The sequence below is a fragment of the Labrenzia sp. THAF187b genome (assembly GCF_009363375.1).
Lineage (GTDB): Bacteria > Pseudomonadota > Alphaproteobacteria > Rhizobiales > Stappiaceae > Roseibium > Roseibium algicola.
Map to the genome: position 1 here is coordinate 4,485,570 of NZ_CP045344.1, position 17,643 is coordinate 4,503,212.

16 protein-coding genes are annotated in these 17,643 nt (G+C 56.1%); 7 read left to right on the forward strand and 9 right to left on the reverse strand.

Going from position 1 to position 17,643, the window contains the following annotated elements; genetic code table 11:
* Positions 1-10: 10 nt before the first annotated feature.
* A complete protein-coding gene (locus tag FIV03_RS20690; RefSeq protein ID WP_152510813.1) occupies positions 11-1,033 on the reverse strand; it encodes a sterol desaturase family protein in 1,023 nt (340 codons plus the stop codon).
* A gap of 170 nt (positions 1,034-1,203) precedes the next feature.
* Here FIV03_RS20690 and FIV03_RS20695 point away from each other — a divergent pair, with 170 nt between their 5' ends.
* Positions 1,204-2,232 carry a LacI family DNA-binding transcriptional regulator gene (locus tag FIV03_RS20695; RefSeq protein WP_152510814.1) on the forward strand — a complete coding sequence of 343 codons (1,029 nt, stop codon included), beginning with the start codon at positions 1,204-1,206 and terminating at the stop codon, positions 2,230-2,232.
* 124 nt (positions 2,233-2,356) lie between these two features.
* Here FIV03_RS20695 and FIV03_RS20700 read toward each other — a convergent pair whose 3' ends face one another.
* From FIV03_RS20700 to FIV03_RS20720, 5 genes are read right to left on the reverse strand one after another with little or no spacing between them, the layout of a single operon-like run.
* Positions 2,357-3,598 carry a hypothetical protein gene (locus FIV03_RS20700; RefSeq protein WP_152510815.1) on the reverse strand — a complete coding sequence of 414 codons (1,242 nt, stop codon included), beginning with the start codon at positions 3,596-3,598 and terminating at the stop codon, positions 2,357-2,359.
* Positions 3,599-3,604: 6 nt separating this feature from the next.
* Entirely contained in the window at positions 3,605-4,291 is a 687-nt protein-coding gene (locus FIV03_RS20705) for a TfuA-like protein (RefSeq protein WP_286202213.1), read from the reverse strand.
* Positions 4,292-4,326: 35 nt separating this feature from the next.
* Positions 4,327-5,496 (reverse strand): YcaO-like family protein, encoded by a 1,170-nt coding sequence (locus FIV03_RS20710; protein ID WP_173013898.1) that lies wholly within the window; start codon positions 5,494-5,496, stop codon positions 4,327-4,329.
* A 52-nt stretch (positions 5,497-5,548) separates the two neighbouring features.
* Entirely contained in the window at positions 5,549-5,971 is a 423-nt protein-coding gene (locus tag FIV03_RS20715; protein WP_062488781.1) for a hypothetical protein, read from the reverse strand.
* 25 nt (positions 5,972-5,996) lie between these two features.
* Positions 5,997-7,823: an SARP family transcriptional regulator gene (locus FIV03_RS20720; protein WP_152510817.1), complete on the reverse strand. Its 1,827-nt coding sequence runs from the start codon at positions 7,821-7,823 to the stop codon at positions 5,997-5,999.
* Between the two features lie 281 nt (positions 7,824-8,104).
* On the opposite strand from FIV03_RS20720, the gene FIV03_RS20725 reads away from it, so the two are divergent.
* The gene (locus tag FIV03_RS20725) at positions 8,105-8,605 is read left to right on the forward strand and encodes a hypothetical protein (RefSeq protein ID WP_055654213.1); all 501 of its coding nucleotides are present in this window, start codon (positions 8,105-8,107) and stop codon (positions 8,603-8,605) included.
* Between the two features lie 216 nt (positions 8,606-8,821).
* Here FIV03_RS20725 and FIV03_RS20730 read toward each other — a convergent pair whose 3' ends face one another.
* The 3 genes from FIV03_RS20730 to doeA form a co-directional block, all read right to left on the reverse strand.
* Positions 8,822-9,436, reverse strand: a complete 615-nt coding sequence (locus tag FIV03_RS20730; RefSeq protein ID WP_209009730.1) for a GntR family transcriptional regulator — start codon at positions 9,434-9,436, stop codon at positions 8,822-8,824.
* 110 nt (positions 9,437-9,546) lie between these two features.
* On the reverse strand, positions 9,547-10,722 hold the full coding sequence (argE, locus tag FIV03_RS20735; protein WP_152510819.1) for an acetylornithine deacetylase: 1,176 nt from the start codon (positions 10,720-10,722) through the stop codon (positions 9,547-9,549).
* A 7-nt stretch (positions 10,723-10,729) separates the two neighbouring features.
* Entirely contained in the window at positions 10,730-11,914 is a 1,185-nt protein-coding gene (doeA, locus tag FIV03_RS20740; protein ID WP_152510820.1) for an ectoine hydrolase DoeA, read from the reverse strand.
* 176 nt (positions 11,915-12,090) lie between these two features.
* Between doeA and eutB the strand changes: the two genes are divergently transcribed.
* From eutB to FIV03_RS20765, 5 genes are all read left to right on the forward strand, one after another.
* Positions 12,091-13,098 (forward strand): hydroxyectoine utilization dehydratase EutB, encoded by a 1,008-nt coding sequence (gene eutB / locus FIV03_RS20745; protein WP_152510821.1) that lies wholly within the window; start codon positions 12,091-12,093, stop codon positions 13,096-13,098.
* Positions 13,088-14,083 carry a cyclodeaminase gene (locus tag FIV03_RS20750; protein ID WP_152510822.1) on the forward strand — a complete coding sequence of 332 codons (996 nt, stop codon included), beginning with the start codon at positions 13,088-13,090 and terminating at the stop codon, positions 14,081-14,083. Before eutB ends, FIV03_RS20750 begins: the two co-directional genes overlap by 11 nt.
* Positions 14,084-14,100: 17 nt before the next feature.
* Positions 14,101-14,616: an Lrp/AsnC family transcriptional regulator gene (locus FIV03_RS20755; RefSeq protein WP_173013899.1), complete on the forward strand. Its 516-nt coding sequence runs from the start codon at positions 14,101-14,103 to the stop codon at positions 14,614-14,616.
* 90 nt (positions 14,617-14,706) lie between these two features.
* On the forward strand, positions 14,707-16,203 hold the full coding sequence (locus FIV03_RS20760; protein WP_152510823.1) for an NAD-dependent succinate-semialdehyde dehydrogenase: 1,497 nt from the start codon (positions 14,707-14,709) through the stop codon (positions 16,201-16,203).
* Positions 16,204-16,235: 32 nt separating this feature from the next.
* A complete protein-coding gene (locus tag FIV03_RS20765; protein ID WP_152510824.1) occupies positions 16,236-17,603 on the forward strand; it encodes an aspartate aminotransferase family protein in 1,368 nt (455 codons plus the stop codon).
* Positions 17,604-17,643: the final 40 nt, after the last annotated feature.

Consider the following 17,643-nt stretch of genomic DNA (forward strand, 5'->3'; position numbering starts at 1 on the left):
GGTCTCGCCCTCACCCTGCAACCCGAGACCGGGAAGCCTTGGCATTGACGCGTTCCTTCTTCTTGCGGAAGCGCTCCTTCATCTGTTCTTCGGCTTCTTTCGAGCCGTCGTGCCAATAGCCAAACCACTTGTCGAGCGGGATCAGGCCATCTGCGCCGTAGTTCACCTCAAAGTATTTGTGGTGCAGGTAATGGACATAGGCATGGCTGCCGAGAGCCTTCTCGTCGGTCAATTCGAGCTTGTCGAAACCGATGTGTCCGTTGATCGCGCCGAAGCCGGTGCCATGCAGCTGAAACAGCATCACGATCGGGTTTGACGGGATGATCAGGTGCCAGAAGATTTCGGCAAAATAGAGCGCCGATTCCACCGGATGCATCGACAGCGACGACCAGGGGCTCGGGTTGATGGAGTTGTGATGCACGGAATGGACGTGTTTATAGAGGAACGGCGTATGGATCAGCCGATGAATGCAGAAGAAATGCACTTCGTGGATCGCCGGAACCAGCAACACGAGCAGGCTCAGCCATAGCCAGTTGTCTTCCCAGTTCAGCCAGGTTGCCCAACCGTTTGCAAACACCCAGAGCGCGACAACTTCACAAAGCGTCCATAGTGGGATGGACACCAGATAGGTGCGCAGGAAATTGTCCAGGTTCTGGCTCTTGAACCAGAAAACGTCGGATGGATGTTCCGACGGGAACTTGGCATTGTACTTGAACCGAGTGCCCTGCTTGCGCTTTACGTAGTAGAAGAGCTCGACCGCGCCGTACATGACGAAGATGCAGACTGCATTTACCGCGAACAGCCACAGCGCCCATCCCCAGGACAGTGTCTTCAGAGTTGCGACGTCGGGGATGACAAAGAACCAGTAAAGCAAGGCCGTCGCCATGTGGAAGGCATTCCACGGCCACAGATACTCCAGGAACCAATGGCCGATCTCCTTGAAATTGCCCCTCCAGAACGGTGCAATCTGCGCCAAGGCGTTTGGCGACCAGTTACCGCGCTTGTCGCGGGTCCCGTATTTGAGATCGTCCATTTTTCCTCCCGACCGATGTCTGAGACGCCGCTGGAGCGCCGCACCGGATTGACAGGAGGATGCCTGAATGACACAAAAATAATCAATACGCATCAGAATGGAATATTTATTTCATACCAAATTGTTTCAATGATATAGAATAATGAGACAAAATGAGATAACCAAACATCATGACACGACCAACGATCAAGGATCTGGCGGACGCCGCGGGTGTTTCCGTCTCGACTGTGAACCGGGTGTTGAGCGATGCCTCTTCGGTACGCAAGCCAACAAGAGAACGCGTTCGGCATGCCGCAGAGCGCATCGGCTTCTATGGTCTCGGCACCATCGACTACTCAATCCGCGAGAGTGCCGAAGTCCATCGCCTCGGCATCCTGCTGCAACAGGGCAACCGGTCCTTCTATCGCGATCTCGGCGCTGTGCTTACCGAGGCAGCAGAAGACTACCAGGACGGCCGGGTGGAGCTGGTTGTGGAGTTTCTCGACGACCTGTCCCCGAACAACGTCGCCGACCGGCTTCTGGCGATCTCCGGCGATTGCGACGCTATTGCCCTGGTGGCGGCGGAGCACCCGCTGGTTTCAGAGGCGATCGATACGGTGCTGCGCGCGGGTACACCGGTCTGTGGGCTTGTCGCGCCGCTCTCCGCCCGCGGCAATGTCGGCTATATCGGCCTCGATCACTGGAAGGTCGGACGGACCGCGGCCTGGGCCTTTGACAGGATGTGCCGTGAACGTGGCAAGATCGGCATCCTTGTCGGCAACCACCGTTACAGAAACCAGGACCTCAACGAAAGTGGCTTCCGCTCATATCTGCGCGAACACAATTCCGGCTTCACCTTGCTGGAACCACGCTCAACCTTTGAATCCGCAGCCGTGGCGCGCGAAATGACCGAGGAGCTCTTTCAGGAGCACCCGGACATGTGCGGCTTGTTCATCTCCGGCGGCGGTATCACCGGCGCTGTCGCTGCCCTGCGCGACATCAATCCGGGCAGGGATTTCGTCAGCGTAGGTTATGAACTGATAGACGTGACCCGAACCGCCCTGATCGACGGCGTCCTGACCATGGCCATCTGCCACCCGATGAAGGAAGTAGCCCGCGAAACGATCACAGCCCTCGTAAAGGCCAAACGCACGGGCTCGGATGTCGGCGCGCAGAGCGTCACTCTGGGGTTCGAGGTATACACGTCGGAGAACGTTTAGGGGGCTCAACTTCGTTGGTTCAGGGTCGAATCCAGTATCCCAAGCCAACTTCTTCTTCTGAAAAAACCTAGCCAGATGCTGAAGACGCACCTGTCCGTGTCGGTTTACATCTAGGTCCGTTCGATCAAGTTGCTTGCCGTCTGATTACCTTACTGGCACAGCGCAGTGCGCCGTTTGCGTGGGCAAGGCTTTCCCAGCCGAAGACCAGCTTGGGATCGAAGCCGAGACCCTTCCAGATCCTGGCGTTCTCCACATCGAATTCCGTAAACCTGCGGTCTTCACCGAAGCATGGCAACCACATGATTGGTTTGCCATTTTCCCCTCGCACCGCATTTTCCAGAAGAACGTTGTTGTAGAGCCGCGGTCTGACGGCGTTCTTTACGTCGACCCCAAAGGGAACTGGATTGCGGATGATTTCGAAACCCTGGTCCCTCAACCAGTGTTCCGATGCATCGAGAAGTCTCTTTTCCCGCTTTGCCTTGCTGATGGCTTCTGGAGCCACGCCAACCGGGTCTGCCAGCAATAGCAGGTGCTTGCCGTTGTGGCGCAAACCTGTTGGAGAAACATATCTGTCGACATGGCTTTCGCACCGCTCAATGGTCGTAACCAGATCCGGCCGTAAATGAGAAAATGGAAGGTCAACGAGCAGATCATTCGCTGTTTGCCGGTCCAGTTCTCCCTCACGGTTCGAAACTGCAGTGTTCTTGCCGGCCCTGCTTTCTTGAGAGTCGCCGGAGGGCTTTTCGAACAGGTCTTGTCTTCGGTATCCCCAATAGCAGACAGGCCTGTTATCGAGTTCACCGATACGCCGATCTGCGGCAAGCAAAGTGCTGTCACCGCCATACTTGCCGGAGGCTGATCTCAACCGGCTTGTGTGACCGATGAGGCGAAAGCCCTCCCCAACGATCTGGTCCCCACCCGGCAAAAAGAGTGGCAGATCGTGGCAGGCGACAGAGAGGTGTTCGGCCAGTAACCCCGGCAGGATACCCCTGGGCCAGTCGCATGCTGGAGCGGCAATCCGCAGGTCGTTGCCTCGCATTTGTACCAGGATGGAATCCTGTGCCCAGATATCTGCACTTTCAAGCGGCATAGCGCCTGCCAGGACAATGTCATAGCGACATTCGGTCTGTTTTTCGATCCAGCTTCTTGCAGCCGTCTCGTTAAATGCATCGGCAAATACCAGGATTGAAACGCTCGAAGGCATGGCCTTGAGCAAATTTCCGATGGCAGCGAGTATCTTTTCGGCGTGAGGATTGCCGGGATCAAAGACCTTTTGAGGTAGTGAGATCGCTATCGTTTCAATCAGACCGCCACAATCCGGCACGATCGACCATGTGGTCCTGGCTTTCACAATCTCCATTTTCATTAGCTGTCACCTGCCGAGAATTTCTTTTTCAAGTGACTTGAGAAAAAGAGTGTTCTGTATTTTCCAACTGTCCTGACCATCATGCGTCTCAATCTCGATGTTCTCTTTCAGATTGGTCAGGAGCTTTTGAGCGTCTTGCCGTTTCAAGCTCTGCTCGAACTCGGGCAGGCACTTCAGAAAGTGAGCCCCTTCAGCTTCGGAAAGTCCTGTTTCGCTCAGCACTCGCACCCAGGTGCGCGTGGAAAAATGCAAACCGGTTGCAGCTTTCAGCATTGCATCATGTGCGCTTTCTGCAATGAACCCGCCTTGCAAAGCTGCAGACAGCGTCGCCTCCGCATCCACCAGCGCCAGTGTGAGCGGGCAATAGCCCAGTTCTGCCGGAGCGTGCGAAACAGCAACATCCGCATCCGATTGACGCCTTCCCGCTTGATAGTCTGCAAAAATTGCCCCGACACCAACCATCCCGAAAGCGAAACACTCTGCAGCCCGTAATGCGCCCATGCTGGCCGCGCCGTACACCCTGCAGCCCTCCTTTAGGGCGACCAGGATTTCCTTGTGCCAGACAGAAGGGGTGGAGTTGAAGTAGCCATCAATCAATCCGATTACGCGGCGCCCCTGCCCCACGGCTCGCAGAATGTCTCCGCGTGCGGCAGGTGGGAACACGTCCAGGTCGTCAAAAAGATCGCCGGCCAAGCCGTGAACGCTCGGTCCTGCAAAAACGACGGGTTTCAACATGCAGTGCTCAGCACTTCCGTCGTCAACAGTATCGAGTTCATGGACATTTCGGAGAAGCTGCCGGAATGGGCGTCAAGGCCTGTGACGATCGTCCTCACCACGTGAACGTCCGACACCGGCGATTTGAGCGGGAACATGTAGGCATCTTCAATGCCGGCCGCCCGCATCAGCTTCAGGACGTCCTGCCACCCCATGGACGACTGCCTTGCAGGGCGAAACTCAGCCTCAAGTTTGGCAAGAGGAATGAGTGGTGGCTGGTTCCTGGCTACGCCATCCTTGGACTGCTGGAAACGATCCATCGCAAGGTCGTCGCGCGCACCGGCAATGTCCGTCAGACGTGACTGCACCGCTTCCAGCAGGGCTGCGAGTATCGCCTCGGCAACATTCGTCCGGCAGGCAATTCCGGCAGGAGCACGCGAAATGACGCCAGATGGCCCATTCACCTGCCGCGAAATGACAGCGGCAATGACCGGAAGTTTCACGCGTCCCGGAAGGGCGTAGATGTGAAGATCAAGCCCGGCTTTTGAAACCTTCTCCAGAATGGCGTCGAGATCGGCGTTCGCGCCCTCGTAGTCGGTGACCTCCCGGATATTGTTGACGAACAAACCAAAGGTATCGATCACACTGGACGCGTCATGTTCCACGAGTTCAAGCAGGGCGTGTTCGATGGCCTTGTCGATCGAGAAATGCGCCGCCAACCCCTGGGATGTCATACGGAAGGCATGACGGTCCCATGGCATGTCGCTACGCATGTCCATCCCGACCAACTCGTAGGGCGCAAAGCGTTGCTCGCCGGATATCAGGGACGTTCCGGGAACCCAGGCACGCTGGCGGGTCGGGTCGAGCTGATGCGGGTTGACCCTTGCAAGATCAAAGAACGGAATGACGCTCCTTTGCTGGCGCGCCATGTCTTCGATCGTCGCGAACTCCGTGACGTGCTGCCGCGGTTGTTCGGCGACAGCACATTCCACGGCTTCCATGATCGCTGAAATCTTCGCCTGATCGTCGGTCACACCTTTTCCCTGGGAAACGGAAAGAGACCTGGAATTCGGCCTGGTTGCGAACCAGACCGGTATCCCGATCGTGTCCAGCCCGGTGATCTCACCCAATCTGGTTATGCCGAAGCTGCGCAGGAATTGCGGAGAGAAAGGATCGGATTGCACAGCGAATACCTCCTGTAGCGGTGCGATTTTGTCAGTCAGGCCGCCTTCCGGATCAATCGTCCGAAAGCACGGCGTCCTGAAGCGTGTCGGGATTACCGGAATCAGAACCGGAGCCGGTCTTGGAAACCGGATCCTGGATCGGTGCCCAGCTCAGCCTGTTGAGGTCCCAATCGCTGTCATCGACATCAGTAAGGAAGGCAAAATCGACATCCGAGATCGTGCTGCCCTGCTTGATTGCCTGGTAGATACCTTCCGACTCGACCTGGCTGAGGCTTGTTTCAGGATTGCCGTCGCTTTCGGCGAACAGAACCCGGGCAGCAGCGGCGATGCGTGCATAGCCGTCGACACCGGCATTTTGCGCTTCGTAAGCCAGAATTGTCTGATGCGACACACGAGACACGCGCAGCGGATCCATCCGCAAAAAAACAACACCGTGACCACGTTTTCCGATCACGTAAAATGACGAATTAGGCATAATTTTCTCCTGTAAATGGGTTTACCTAGTCGAAGCCGGCGAGTTTCAGACCTTCCAGAAAGATCTTGTTGTTCTCTGGATTCTTGTCTGGTTGGAAACGAACGATTTCCTGTGCGGTCATCCCCGGATAAACATCCATGAGACGCCGCGCATATTGTCTTGCGCTCTCAATTTGCCCGTCGAGAGCGAGGCTTGCCGTCAGGACGCGCAATGCGGGTTCCTCGTCGTCCATCTGCTTGCACAGCCGGACGGCCTCTGCGTAGTCGGCCAGCTTGAAGGCGATGCTCGCACCCGCCCACCAGTAGATGTCCGGTGCAAGTGGATTGAGATCGATCGCGTGCTTGAAACGCTTCCAGGCGTCCTTGGGCTTGCCGAAATGCGCAAGCGCATCTGCGTGCTGTATGAGCAGATCCGAAGAGTTGGGGCTCAAGGTTTCGGCTTCCTGGAACTTGGCTTCCGAGGTCGTGTAATCACGTTGATAAAGCGCGATGACCGCAGCCATCCAGTAGCCGATACCGGCCGTCGAATCGATCTCGATGGCTGCGTCCGCTTCCGCCTTGGCGCGGTGAAGAAGGTGCGGATCAGTTCCCCCGAGAAGCAACCATTCCAGTTGCATCGTCTGCGCTATGCGAGCGCGGGCGATGGACAAGTCCTTGTCGTACGTGAGGCCTTGCCGGAATTCCTTTCGAGCCCGGCGGATCATGCTCAGATTACAGGTCTTGATGAGGTTCTGCCCGCGCAGGACGTGCAGATAGCTCTGGGCATTGATCGACCGGCCGGAGTCGAGCATCTGTCGTTCGATCTGCTGAGCGAGATTGGCTGCCACGGTTTTTGCGAGAAGCCGGAAGGTATAGTGAAGGTCTTCCGGCTCCATCGAATACTCCGCAGACCAGATGATCTCCCCGGTGCCGTCATCGATAACGGTAAAGGAAATCTGTTGGCTGCCCGGGAGCAGAAAACTCTGCACGGAGTAGTTGGACCGAATTTTTTCCCAATTGCTGATATTGCCGCCGCGAAAGTCACGCATCGTACTGAATGGCGAGACCACGACAAATGTCTTGAACCTGGAGAAACTGTTCGCGACGTCCTCGACGAATGCCTCGGCAAGCTGCGCATTCGGATGTTGATCGATGTGGCGGGGCGAGGAAAAGGCAACTCGCGGAACCGGTGGTTTGGGAGTTGCCGGACGCTCCTCAACCGGTTTGACGCCCGTCGGCGCGACCCAGACAGTTCCCGAAGGCTTGCCGCTTGTATTGCCAGGCAAACGAGGCAAAGCGGGATTGAGAACCGAATTCATCAACCGGTCGATACGATCGACGCCATCCTGATCACCACACCTGCCATAAGCTTTTGAAATGATACGATAGCATTCGGGGCTGTCAGGTTCGAAAGCCAGAAGCCGATCAGCGATCTTGCCGATGTTGCCGCCACGATCCGCTCCGAAGCGTGTCGTTTCCTCAAGGGCTGCTGCTGCTCTGTTAAACAGTTTCTCCCTCAGGCTCGCGCGCTCGGTCAGCAGCCAGAGGTTCAGCTGTTCACCTTCGAACTCCATGCCATCGAGCAGTTCACCGGTGAACTGCTCTATCCCGGACATCATGCCTTCAAGGTCGGTTGCCTTGCAGGACTGGAGAAAAGCGGCCAGATCGGAACTCTGCGCTCCGGGCCCAAGACTGATTCTGGTCTGGGTTGTTTCAATGAGCGGTCCGGCTTCGGGTTGCCTGCTTTGCACCCTCACAAGCAATTGCCTGAGGTTTGCCATGGCCCTGGTTTGGGCGACATCCTCCCAAAGCAGGGCAGCCGCCTTTTGACGAGCAAGCTCGTTGCCCGGAACAAGCAACAATACTGCAAGCAACGCGTATCCCTTTGCAGGAAACGGGGTATTCCGCGAGTAATACACTGACGGAACGCCAAGTAGTCGAATATTAGTGCCTGAACTACTTTTATTCATCACGTTGCCCCCTGGTAATTTTTTCTAACACAGTTCCCCTCACAGAAGAACACCACTGCCGTGACGGAGTCACGCCTGTGTGACGGCGCTATTGGGAATGTAGCTTTGCCGAAGGGACGAAGAGTGATCACGCTTCGCGGCCAATAGCAAAAACTACGTATTATCAGATAGTAAGGAAACCATTCATGTCTGGTAAGATCTCCTTCAGGAGGACCTATGCAGGGTACGGAGACAATGTACGACCATTTGAGAGGGCTAATGACATAGGGTCCGTTATTACGGAATTTCTTTGGTACGAAGGTTCCCCATTTTATCCTCTTGGCGATTTGATCTCCGCAAATATCAGTTCCGTCTGGCTTGGTGCGGGAGAGCCGACGAAAGACGACGAAGACAATCTGGATCTCGTTTTCAAAATGCCTGAAAGCGACGGGGGCAATTTTTTCGAAATCGTCCTCAGGTCGAACGGTGGCACTTCGTATGGTGGCTGGGCCTGGGGTCAGGATCTGGAAGTAACCGACACGGTGGTTTCCGGTCACAGAGTGCTTGTCGCACATGCAAACGAACTTAGTGTATTTCTCGAATATTCTCTCGAAAAAGGAAAATACGTTCAGAGAAACGTAGAATCCGATTGCAAGATCACGACTTCTACAGTCAGAAAACTGACGAAAATGGCAAAGAGACACTGAATTTTTTAGGAATAACTGGGCACACCGAGCGTATTTGAGGTGAAAACGCCGCTTTTGTTTGAGGTCATTGAAAGGATTACCCGTTCAAAGAAGTTCGTTCATCTTCTTTGAAAGCCCGGGCCGCTCCCGGAAGCAACTGATTGTATCCCACCACAATCGCTTCCGGGGGCGGTCTTATTCGTTCAACCAACCCCGGAAGTTCCAAGAAGCCCTTGGCTAACCGGCCATCCGGTCGGTGCTTTGTCGTGTAGCGGTTTTCAGTCGGTTGAACCCCATGGAGAGATGTGCTCGCCTAATCAAGGCTGCGGCCTGGAAGTCTCCAAGTCGCACAGCATTCGAAATTTCCGCGATTTCGCCGCAGAAGATGGCGACCTCTGTTGGCAGGTCCTTCTCATCTATCAAAGTCAGCCAGATGCGACAGGTCTTGTAGAACAGCTTTTCAGAAACTTCGCGCAGCGGCATGTTCAGTGTGAGCTGCAAGAAGGCCTGAAAGAAATCGATATTGAGTCGGGCAAAAACCGCACGATCCGGTGTTGAGCTCAATCGCTCCGCCCGAATTTTGAGACTGTTGAATGTGGCTTCCAGTTCCGAGTCGAGAGAACGCGGGCCCAACCTGCCGGTCAATTCATTCAGCTCAAGCCTGAGTTCATAGACCTGCGCCAGCTCTTCCAGATCCACTTCAGTCACCAGTGTGCCTACGCCTTGCTGCGACAACAACAACCCGTCTGCTTCGAGTATCTGCAGCGCCTTGCGCAATGGCGAGCGACTGACACCGAATTCAGATGCCAACGCCTCTTCACTCAGTTGCGTTCCAGGCGGATAGACAAGCATGCAGATCCGGTCTCTCAAAACGGAATACATGATCTGAAACCGTTCCTGAGCGCTTGCAGCCTGGCTCAACAGTTCTGCAACGTCGGCCGTCGCTGTTATGTCCTGATCGGTCATGAGGCCTGTAACAAGGTCCTTTCCAGTCCCGTGAGCATGTCGAGACATTTTTCGAGCTGGTCAACCGCCAGATATTCATCAGGCTTGTGCGCCTGTGCGATGGAGCCCGGGCCACAAACCACAACGGAAAGCCCCAGGGCCTGAAACAACCCGGCCTCAGTGCCAAATGAAACGACATCACACAGGTTCGCGCCGGTGAGCGATGTAACGATGTCCCGTGCTTCGTTTTCCGGCATCACGGCCAGTCCGGCGACTTCTCCTATAATTTCCGTGACAATCTCAGCATCGGGATAGACGGACGTCATTTGAGGCAACAGCACGTCCTGGCAATAGGCTTCCAGGGCAGACTTTATCTCAAGTGCGTCCTGCATCCGAACCGGGCGCATTTCCCACTCCACCGCGCAATGCCGAGCAATGACATTGCGTGCAGAGCCGCCGTCTATCCGGCCCACCTGAAGTGTCGTCCACGGCGGTGAGTAGCGCTCGCTGTCCGGACCTGACTTGTCCTTCATGGTTTCGGCCAGTTCCATCATCCTGGAGATGAAAGCGGCGGCGACGTGGATAGCGTTGACACCCTTGTCCGGTTCGGAGGCATGCCCATCGGTGCCGTGGAACGCTGTCGTATATTCGTAACACCCCTTATGCCCCTCAATGACCCGCATTTCCGTCGGCTCACCGATAATCGCTACGGAAGGACGAATATCACTACGCTTCAGTTCCTCAACCAGATGCCTGGCGCCAAAGCAGCCGACTTCCTCATCATAGGTCAAGGCGACATGCAGCGGACGTTTCAGGTCGAGTAGCGCATAGTCCTGCGATTTCGCGAGGACCGCAGCAATATAGCCTTTCATGTCGCAACTGCCTCGTCCGTACAGCAAGCCGCCTTCTTCGCGCATCTGATACGGGTTGCATGTCCACTCTACGGGATCTGCCGGGACGACGTCCGTGTGCCCTGACAAGACAATTCCGCCGGAGACATTTGGGCCAATTGTTGCGAACAGGTTGGCTTTCTTGCCGGTCGCATCCTTGGAAACCGTCACTTGAGCACCAGCTTCACGAAGCAAGGTCGCGGCGAAGCTGATCAATTCAAGATTGCTGTCTGCCGAAACCGTCGGAAAACCGATCAGGCGATCCAGTATGGAAATCGTCCGGGTCAACAAGTCCGAGCGCATATGCACCTCAGGACTTCACGAACAATCTGCGCGGCCTGTTGCACAGGCATTCTGCAGGTCCGTTTTCCTTGATGAGGATGCTTTCGGTGATTTCCAGTCCCCAGCCATCCATCCAAAGCCCCGGCATGAAGTGAAAGGTCATGCCGGGCTTCAGAACAGTGTTGTCTTCTTCGCGAATGGAAATCGTGCGTTCGCCCCAATCAGGTGGATAGGAAATGCCGATCGGGTACCCTGCCCGCGCGCCGCGCTCGATCCCCGCGGCCTCAAGAGGCTTCGCCAATGCACGTGCGATGTCACCCGCGGTATTGCCGGCCCTTGCGGTGTCCAGGCCGGCTTCGAGCCCCTCGACCAACGCCTTTTCGGCATCAAGCAGGTACTGTTCCGGCTTGCCAAGAAAAACGGTGCGGCACAACGGAGCATGATAGCGGCGGAAACAGCCGGAGAGTTCGAAAAATGTCGCCTCGCCTTCCTGCATGAAACGTCCATCCCAGGTCAGGTGTGGAGCGGACGCATCCGCGCCACTGGGAAGCAGCGGTACGATAGCCGGGTAGTCCCCCCACGCATCATCTAGTCCACGGATGGCGTCGGCGTAGATCTCTGCAACAAGGTCGGCCTTGCGCATACCCGGCACAACACGCTCCAAGACACCGTCCATGATTTTCTCGGAAATCCTGGCTGCCTTGCGCATGAACACGAGTTCTTCGTCGGATTTGACCGCCCTCAACCAGTTGACCATGCTTGTGGCGTCGATGAAATCAGCGTTCGGCAACTCGTTCTGCAGCGTCAGGAACGCCTTGGCCGAGAAGTAGTAGTTCTCAAGTTCAACACCAATCTTCTTGTTCCCATACCCCCTCAATTCCAGCAGCCTGGCAAGGTCCTGCATGGGATGGCGTTCAGACGACTGAATGAAGTGATCAGCGTAGGAAGCGACGCGTGCATCGTCCATCCAGACGGTTCGACGGGCACCATTGGCGTCCTGCCTGCGTCCCCACCAGATCGGCTCTTCGTCCAGAAAGACAACGACACCCTGGTGCACATAGAACGACCACCCGTCATAGCCGGTGGTCCAGGCCATATTGGAGGGGTCCTCGAGAAACAGGACATCTATTCCCCGTTTTGACATGTCGCTACGGACAAGATCGAGACGGCGTTGATACTCGGCACTGCTGAAAGGAAGGTCGTGACCTGGCATGGTTGGGCCTCGTCGTTTATTTGTACACAAATAAGAACTCAGCCATTTTAAAAATCAAGAAAAATAAACACACCAGAACATCGTCTCTTGCACTTTCTGGGTCATTTGTACACAAATGAGAATGTTCCCCCTTGCAGGATCTTCATGATGACCACGAGCGATACCGGTAACAGTCCATGCAATTGACGCTCACGGATATTTTCGAAGCGCGAAAAGCCATCGCCGAGCGAGTGGTCAGGACACCCCTCCTGCCCTCACGATTCATGACCGAACAAACCGGACAGCCATTTTTCCTGAAGATGGAGACGATGCAGCCAACAGGCGCGTTCAAGTTGCGCGGTGCGACGAACGCGGCCCGTAATGCGCCCGAAGGCACCACGACGCTCACATGCTGCTCGACCGGAAATCATGGCCGCGGTGTTGCCTATGCGGCACGGGAACTTGGATTGAAGGCCGTGATCTGCATGTCTTCCCTGGTTCCGCAGACCAAGCTGGATGGCATCAGAGCCCTTGGGGCTGAAACTCGTATCGTCGGCAACAGCCAGGACGATGCTCTTGCCGAGTGCCGTAAGCTGGGTCAGGCAACCGGCGTCTTTGAAATCTCACCGTTCGACGATCCATACGTGATCGCGGGGCAAGGCACTATCGGGCTTGAGATTCTGGAAGATGTTCCAAACCTCGACACCCTTTTGGTTCCTCTGTCGGGAGGCGGGCTTGCCGCGGGTGTCGCGCTTGCCGCAAAATCCATCAATCCACAGGTCCGGGTTGTCGGATTGACCATGGACAGAGGCGCGGCGATGAAAACATCGATCGACGCCGGCCGGCCAGTGGAAGTGCCAGAGGTGGCAAGTCTCGCGGATTCGCTTGGAGGCGGCATTGGCCTCGACAACCGGCTTTCCTTCGCAATGTGCCGGGACCTTCTGGACGAGATCATTCTGGTGACTGAAGGCGAAATCTACCGGGCCATGCAGGCTCTTTATTACGAGGATAGTCATGTCGCGGAAGGCGCTTGCGTGGTTGGCATTGCAGCAATCCTGGCCGGAAAGCTGACCGCGCCAGAAGGTCCGGTCGCAACGATCATTACGGGTCGAAATGTCGACATGGTTCAATTCACAAAGGTCATGACCGGTCAGGACGTTATGCTTGGGGACTATCTGTTGGAGGGAAAACGCTATGGCGCATGAAATCAGGCTGGTGAACGAGGCCGATCTGCGCCGGGCTGTTCATCTTGATCTTGAAGTCATTGACTGCATTGAAAAAGCATTTGCAAAGCTGGCAACCGGAACAGTCGTGATGCCTCCCGTACTGTCCATGGCCCTGCCGGAGGTGAATGCGGAAGTCGATGTGAAAACCGCCTACGTTCCAGGTCTCGACGGTTTCGCGATCAAGGTATCTCCCGGCTTTTTCAACAACCCTGCTCTCGGGCTTTCAAGTCTCAACGGGTTGATGGTGCTTTTTTCGGCGCAAACCGGTCTGGTACAGGCTGTCTATCTGGACAATGGTTATCTGACCGACATCCGCACGGCTGCAGCCGGAGCGGTGGCGGCGCGCCACCTTGCACCTGCAGACGTTTCAACGATCGGCATTCTGGGAACCGGCGTTCAGGCCAGGTTGCAGCTGATTGCGGCAGCAAAGGTGCGGCCTGCGGAAAGAGCGCTGGTCTGGGGACGAGACCGTGACAAGGCCAGAGCCCTGGCCAAGGATATGTCTGCAGCGCTCGGGATTGACGTGGTCGCAACTGAAGACCGGCAGCAACTGGTTGCCGACAGCCAACTTGTCGTCACCACGACCCCAGCTAAGGAGGCTATCCTGGGCGCGGATTGTCTTCATCCCGGCTTGCATATCACTGCAATGGGATCTGACCAGGAGGACAAGAATGAACTTGCCCCGGAAATACTGGCTAAAGCCGATGTCCTTGTCTGTGATCGGATAAGCCAGTGCGAAAAACTCGGAGAGCTGCGTTCCGCCCTTGAGAACCGCACCTTGCTGGATGTGAACCGTGTACGTGAACTCGGTGAAATTGTTTCAGGCAAGGCGCAAGGCAGGACTGGTGATGCCGATATCACAGTCTGCGATTTGACCGGCACCGGCGTTCAGGATACGGCCATTGCCACGCTTTCTCTTGGCAAGGTCAAGAAGGCAAATGCGGGCACGATGCTCGTTTCCTGAACCGGCAAGAGACATTGATGCTGAAACTGGACAACCGAGACCTGGAAATCCTGAAGGTGCTTGCCGAGGAAGGACGCATTTCCAAAGCGGATCTCGCTAAGCGCATAAATCTTAGCCCGAGCCCGTGCTGGAAACGCCTTGAGAGGCTTGAGGCTGCTGGAATCATCGAGGGATATGGCGCGCGATTCTCGCTCAAGAATATCGCGCCTCATGTCACCGTCTTCGTGACGCTCGAACTGGAACATCACCGCGCAGAATATTTTCAGGCCTTTGAGCGGGCAATCCGCAATTGCGATGAAGTCGTTGCCTGCTGGGCGATCGGTGGCGGGCTCGACTATCTGATGCAGACCGTCACGCGTGACATCGACAGTTATCAGCGGTTCATGGATGCCCTGCTCGACCGCGGCCTCGGTGTCGTTCGCTACTTCACTTACGTGGTGACAAAACCGGTGAAACAGAGCGCTGCTCCAGCACTCGATAAGTTGCTGGCCGGCATGCTTGGAACAGATACGACTGCCGAAAACTCCGAATAAGAACGAAACAGCTGCCAAACTTGTCGAGAAAAGGCGTTTCGTTCCCGGGGGCCGTTCTAGGCTCTGCTCACCACTTTGGAGAGCAACGCCATGCAGTCCCGAATCCTTGCCGAGACATCCCTTGAAAGCTCGCTTTTTCACCGGATCGACAACCGTCACCTGGTAAAGCACTTCGCCTATGTCGGTGGACGTTGGGCAGCGGCACGTGATGGTGCCGTGTTTCAGGTAACCGATCCGGCGGACGGAAGCCTTCTCGGGGAAGTGACATCTCTTTCCGGCGCAGAATCCGCCGAAGCAGTCGATGCCGCCGATGACGCCTTTTCGAGTTGGTCCACCTTGCTGCCTCAGGAAAGAGCATCCTTTCTGTTGGCCTGGCACGACTTGATCTTGGAAAACAAGGAAGATCTGGCACGTCTGATGACGCGTGAGCAGGGAAAACCGCTTTCGGAATCCCGCGGCGAGATCGATTATGCAGCCTCCTTCGTATCGTTTTACGCCGAAGAGGCAAAACGACCGAATATCGAGAGCATCACTTCCCACTTGCCTGATGCAGAGATGGAAGTCTGGCGGGAACCTGTTGGCGTTGCCGCATTGATCACACCGTGGAACTTTCCCTGCGCAATGATCACGCGAAAAGCAGCTGCCGCACTCGCAGCCGGCTGTACCGTTGTTGTGCACCCTTCGCAGGAAACGCCGTATTCCGCACTCGCCCTAGCTGAACTTGCTGACCAGGCAGGGCTTCCGGCAGGTGTTTTCAACGTGCTTCCCGGGAACGCGGAAGACATCGTGAAACCGTGGATGTCAGACCCGCGCGTCAGAGCGGTTTCCTTCACCGGATCGACTGGTATCGGGCGGCTTCTTTATTCGCAGGGTGCTCAGACTGTAAAACGACTTGTGCTGGAGCTCGGCGGTCACGCCCCCTTCCTCGTGTTTGCAGATGCTGATCTTGACCATGCCGTTGATCAGGCAATCGCGGCAAAATTCGCAACATCCGGTCAGGATTGCCTCGCGGCAAATCGCATTCTGATTGAAAGACCGGTCTACCAGGCGTTTTGCGAGGCCTTCACCAACCGTGTTGAAGCCTTGTCTGTCGGACCAGGGCTTGAAGATCCTGACATCGGACCGCTAATGCATGAGCGGGCGATTGCCAAGCAGGAGGACCATGTTCGTGATGCGCTCGCAAGAGGTGCGCGCCTCCTCACCGGTGGCTACAGTCACACGGCCGGCCCATTGTTTTTTCAGCCGACCGTTCTGGCGGACGTTCCCGCCGATGCATCGATCTTCCGGGAAGAAACATTTGGTCCGGTGGCAGCCCTGGCATCCTTCGATACGGAGGAGGACGCCCTTGCACGGGCAAACGACACCGAATATGGCCTTATCGCCTATCTCCACACGCAGGACCCGCGCCGCATCTACCGTGCAAGCCGCGCGCTTCAATACGGCATGGTTGCCGTCAACCGCACAAAAGTGACCGGCTACCCGATCCCCTTTGGAGGCGTGAAACAATCCGGCCTTGGCCGCGAAGGTGCCCGCTACGGACTGGAGGCCTTTACCGAAATCAAATACGTCTGCCGGGACTGGAGCTGACCTGGCCCAACCAACACTAGAAGGACTTGAATATGCTCAAGAACGACCAACTGGATGCCTGGGACAGAGAGAACTTCTTCCATCCCTCGACCCATCTTGCCCAACATGCGCGCGGAGAGAGCCCTAACCGGATCGTCACCGGTGGCAGCGGCGTCTATATCGAAGACCGTGACGGCACCAAACTACTGGATGCATTCGCCGGTCTTTATTGCGTCAACGTCGGCTATGGCCGTTCCGAAATTGCTGACGCCATTGCAGAGCAGGCTCGTGAACTGGCCTATTACCACGCATACGTCGGCCACGGCACCGAAGCCTCCATCACGCTTGCACAGATGGTGATGGAGCGAGCACCCGACCACATGTCCAAGGTCTATTTCGGACTGGGTGGATCGGATGCGAATGAAACCAACATCAAGCTGGTCTGGTACTACAACAACATTCTCGGCCGCCCGGAAAAGAAGAAGATCATTTCGCGCTGGCGCGGCTATCACGGTTCTGGCCTGATGACCGGTTCTCTGACGGGCCTCGAGTTGTTTCACAAGAAGTTCGACCTGCCGCTTTCACAGGTTCTGCACACGGTCGCACCCGACTATTTCCGCAGGGAAGACCTTTCCCAGTCCGAAGCCGAATTTGTTGCCTATTGTGTTGCTGAACTGGAAACCCTGATCGAACGTGAAGGCGCTGACACCATTGCAGCCTTCATTGGCGAACCGGCCCTTGGTACGGGCGGGATCGTACCGCCCCCAGCAGGGTACTGGGAGGCCATTCAGGCCGTGCTCAAGAAACACGACATTCTGCTGATCGCAGATGAAGTTGTTTCGGGCTTTGGCCGTCTCGGCACGATGTTCGGATCAGACCACTACGGTATCCAGCCGGATTTCATCACCATCGCAAAAGGCCTGACATCGGCATACGCTCCCCTGTCCGGCTCCATCGTTTCCGACAAGGTCTGGAAGGTGCTGGAGGACGGTACCGACGAATTTGGCCCGATCGGCCATGGGTGGACCTATTCCGCACACCCGATCGGTGCCGCAGCCGGCGTTGCGAACCTCAAGCTTATTGACAGTCTCGGCCTGGTGGCGAACGCCAGCTCCGCAGGTGCCTACTTCAAAAGTGCACTTACGAATGCACTCGCAGATCATGCCAACGTTGGCGACATCCGCGGTGACGGCCTGCTTTGCGCGATCGAATTTGTATCGGACAAGGCCAGCAGAACCTATCTCGATCCGGCAAGCAAAACCGGCCCACAGGTTGCAGCTGCCCTGTTGAAGGAAGGCGTCATCGGCCGAGCGATGCCGCAGGGGGATATTCTGGGGTTCGCCCCTCCCCTGTGCATCACTGAAGCTGAAATCGACAAGGTTGTTGATGCAACCGTGAAAGCAGTGAAATCCGTCTTCTAAGAAACGACACCTACAAAAGACAAAGCCCGTCGGAGCAGTC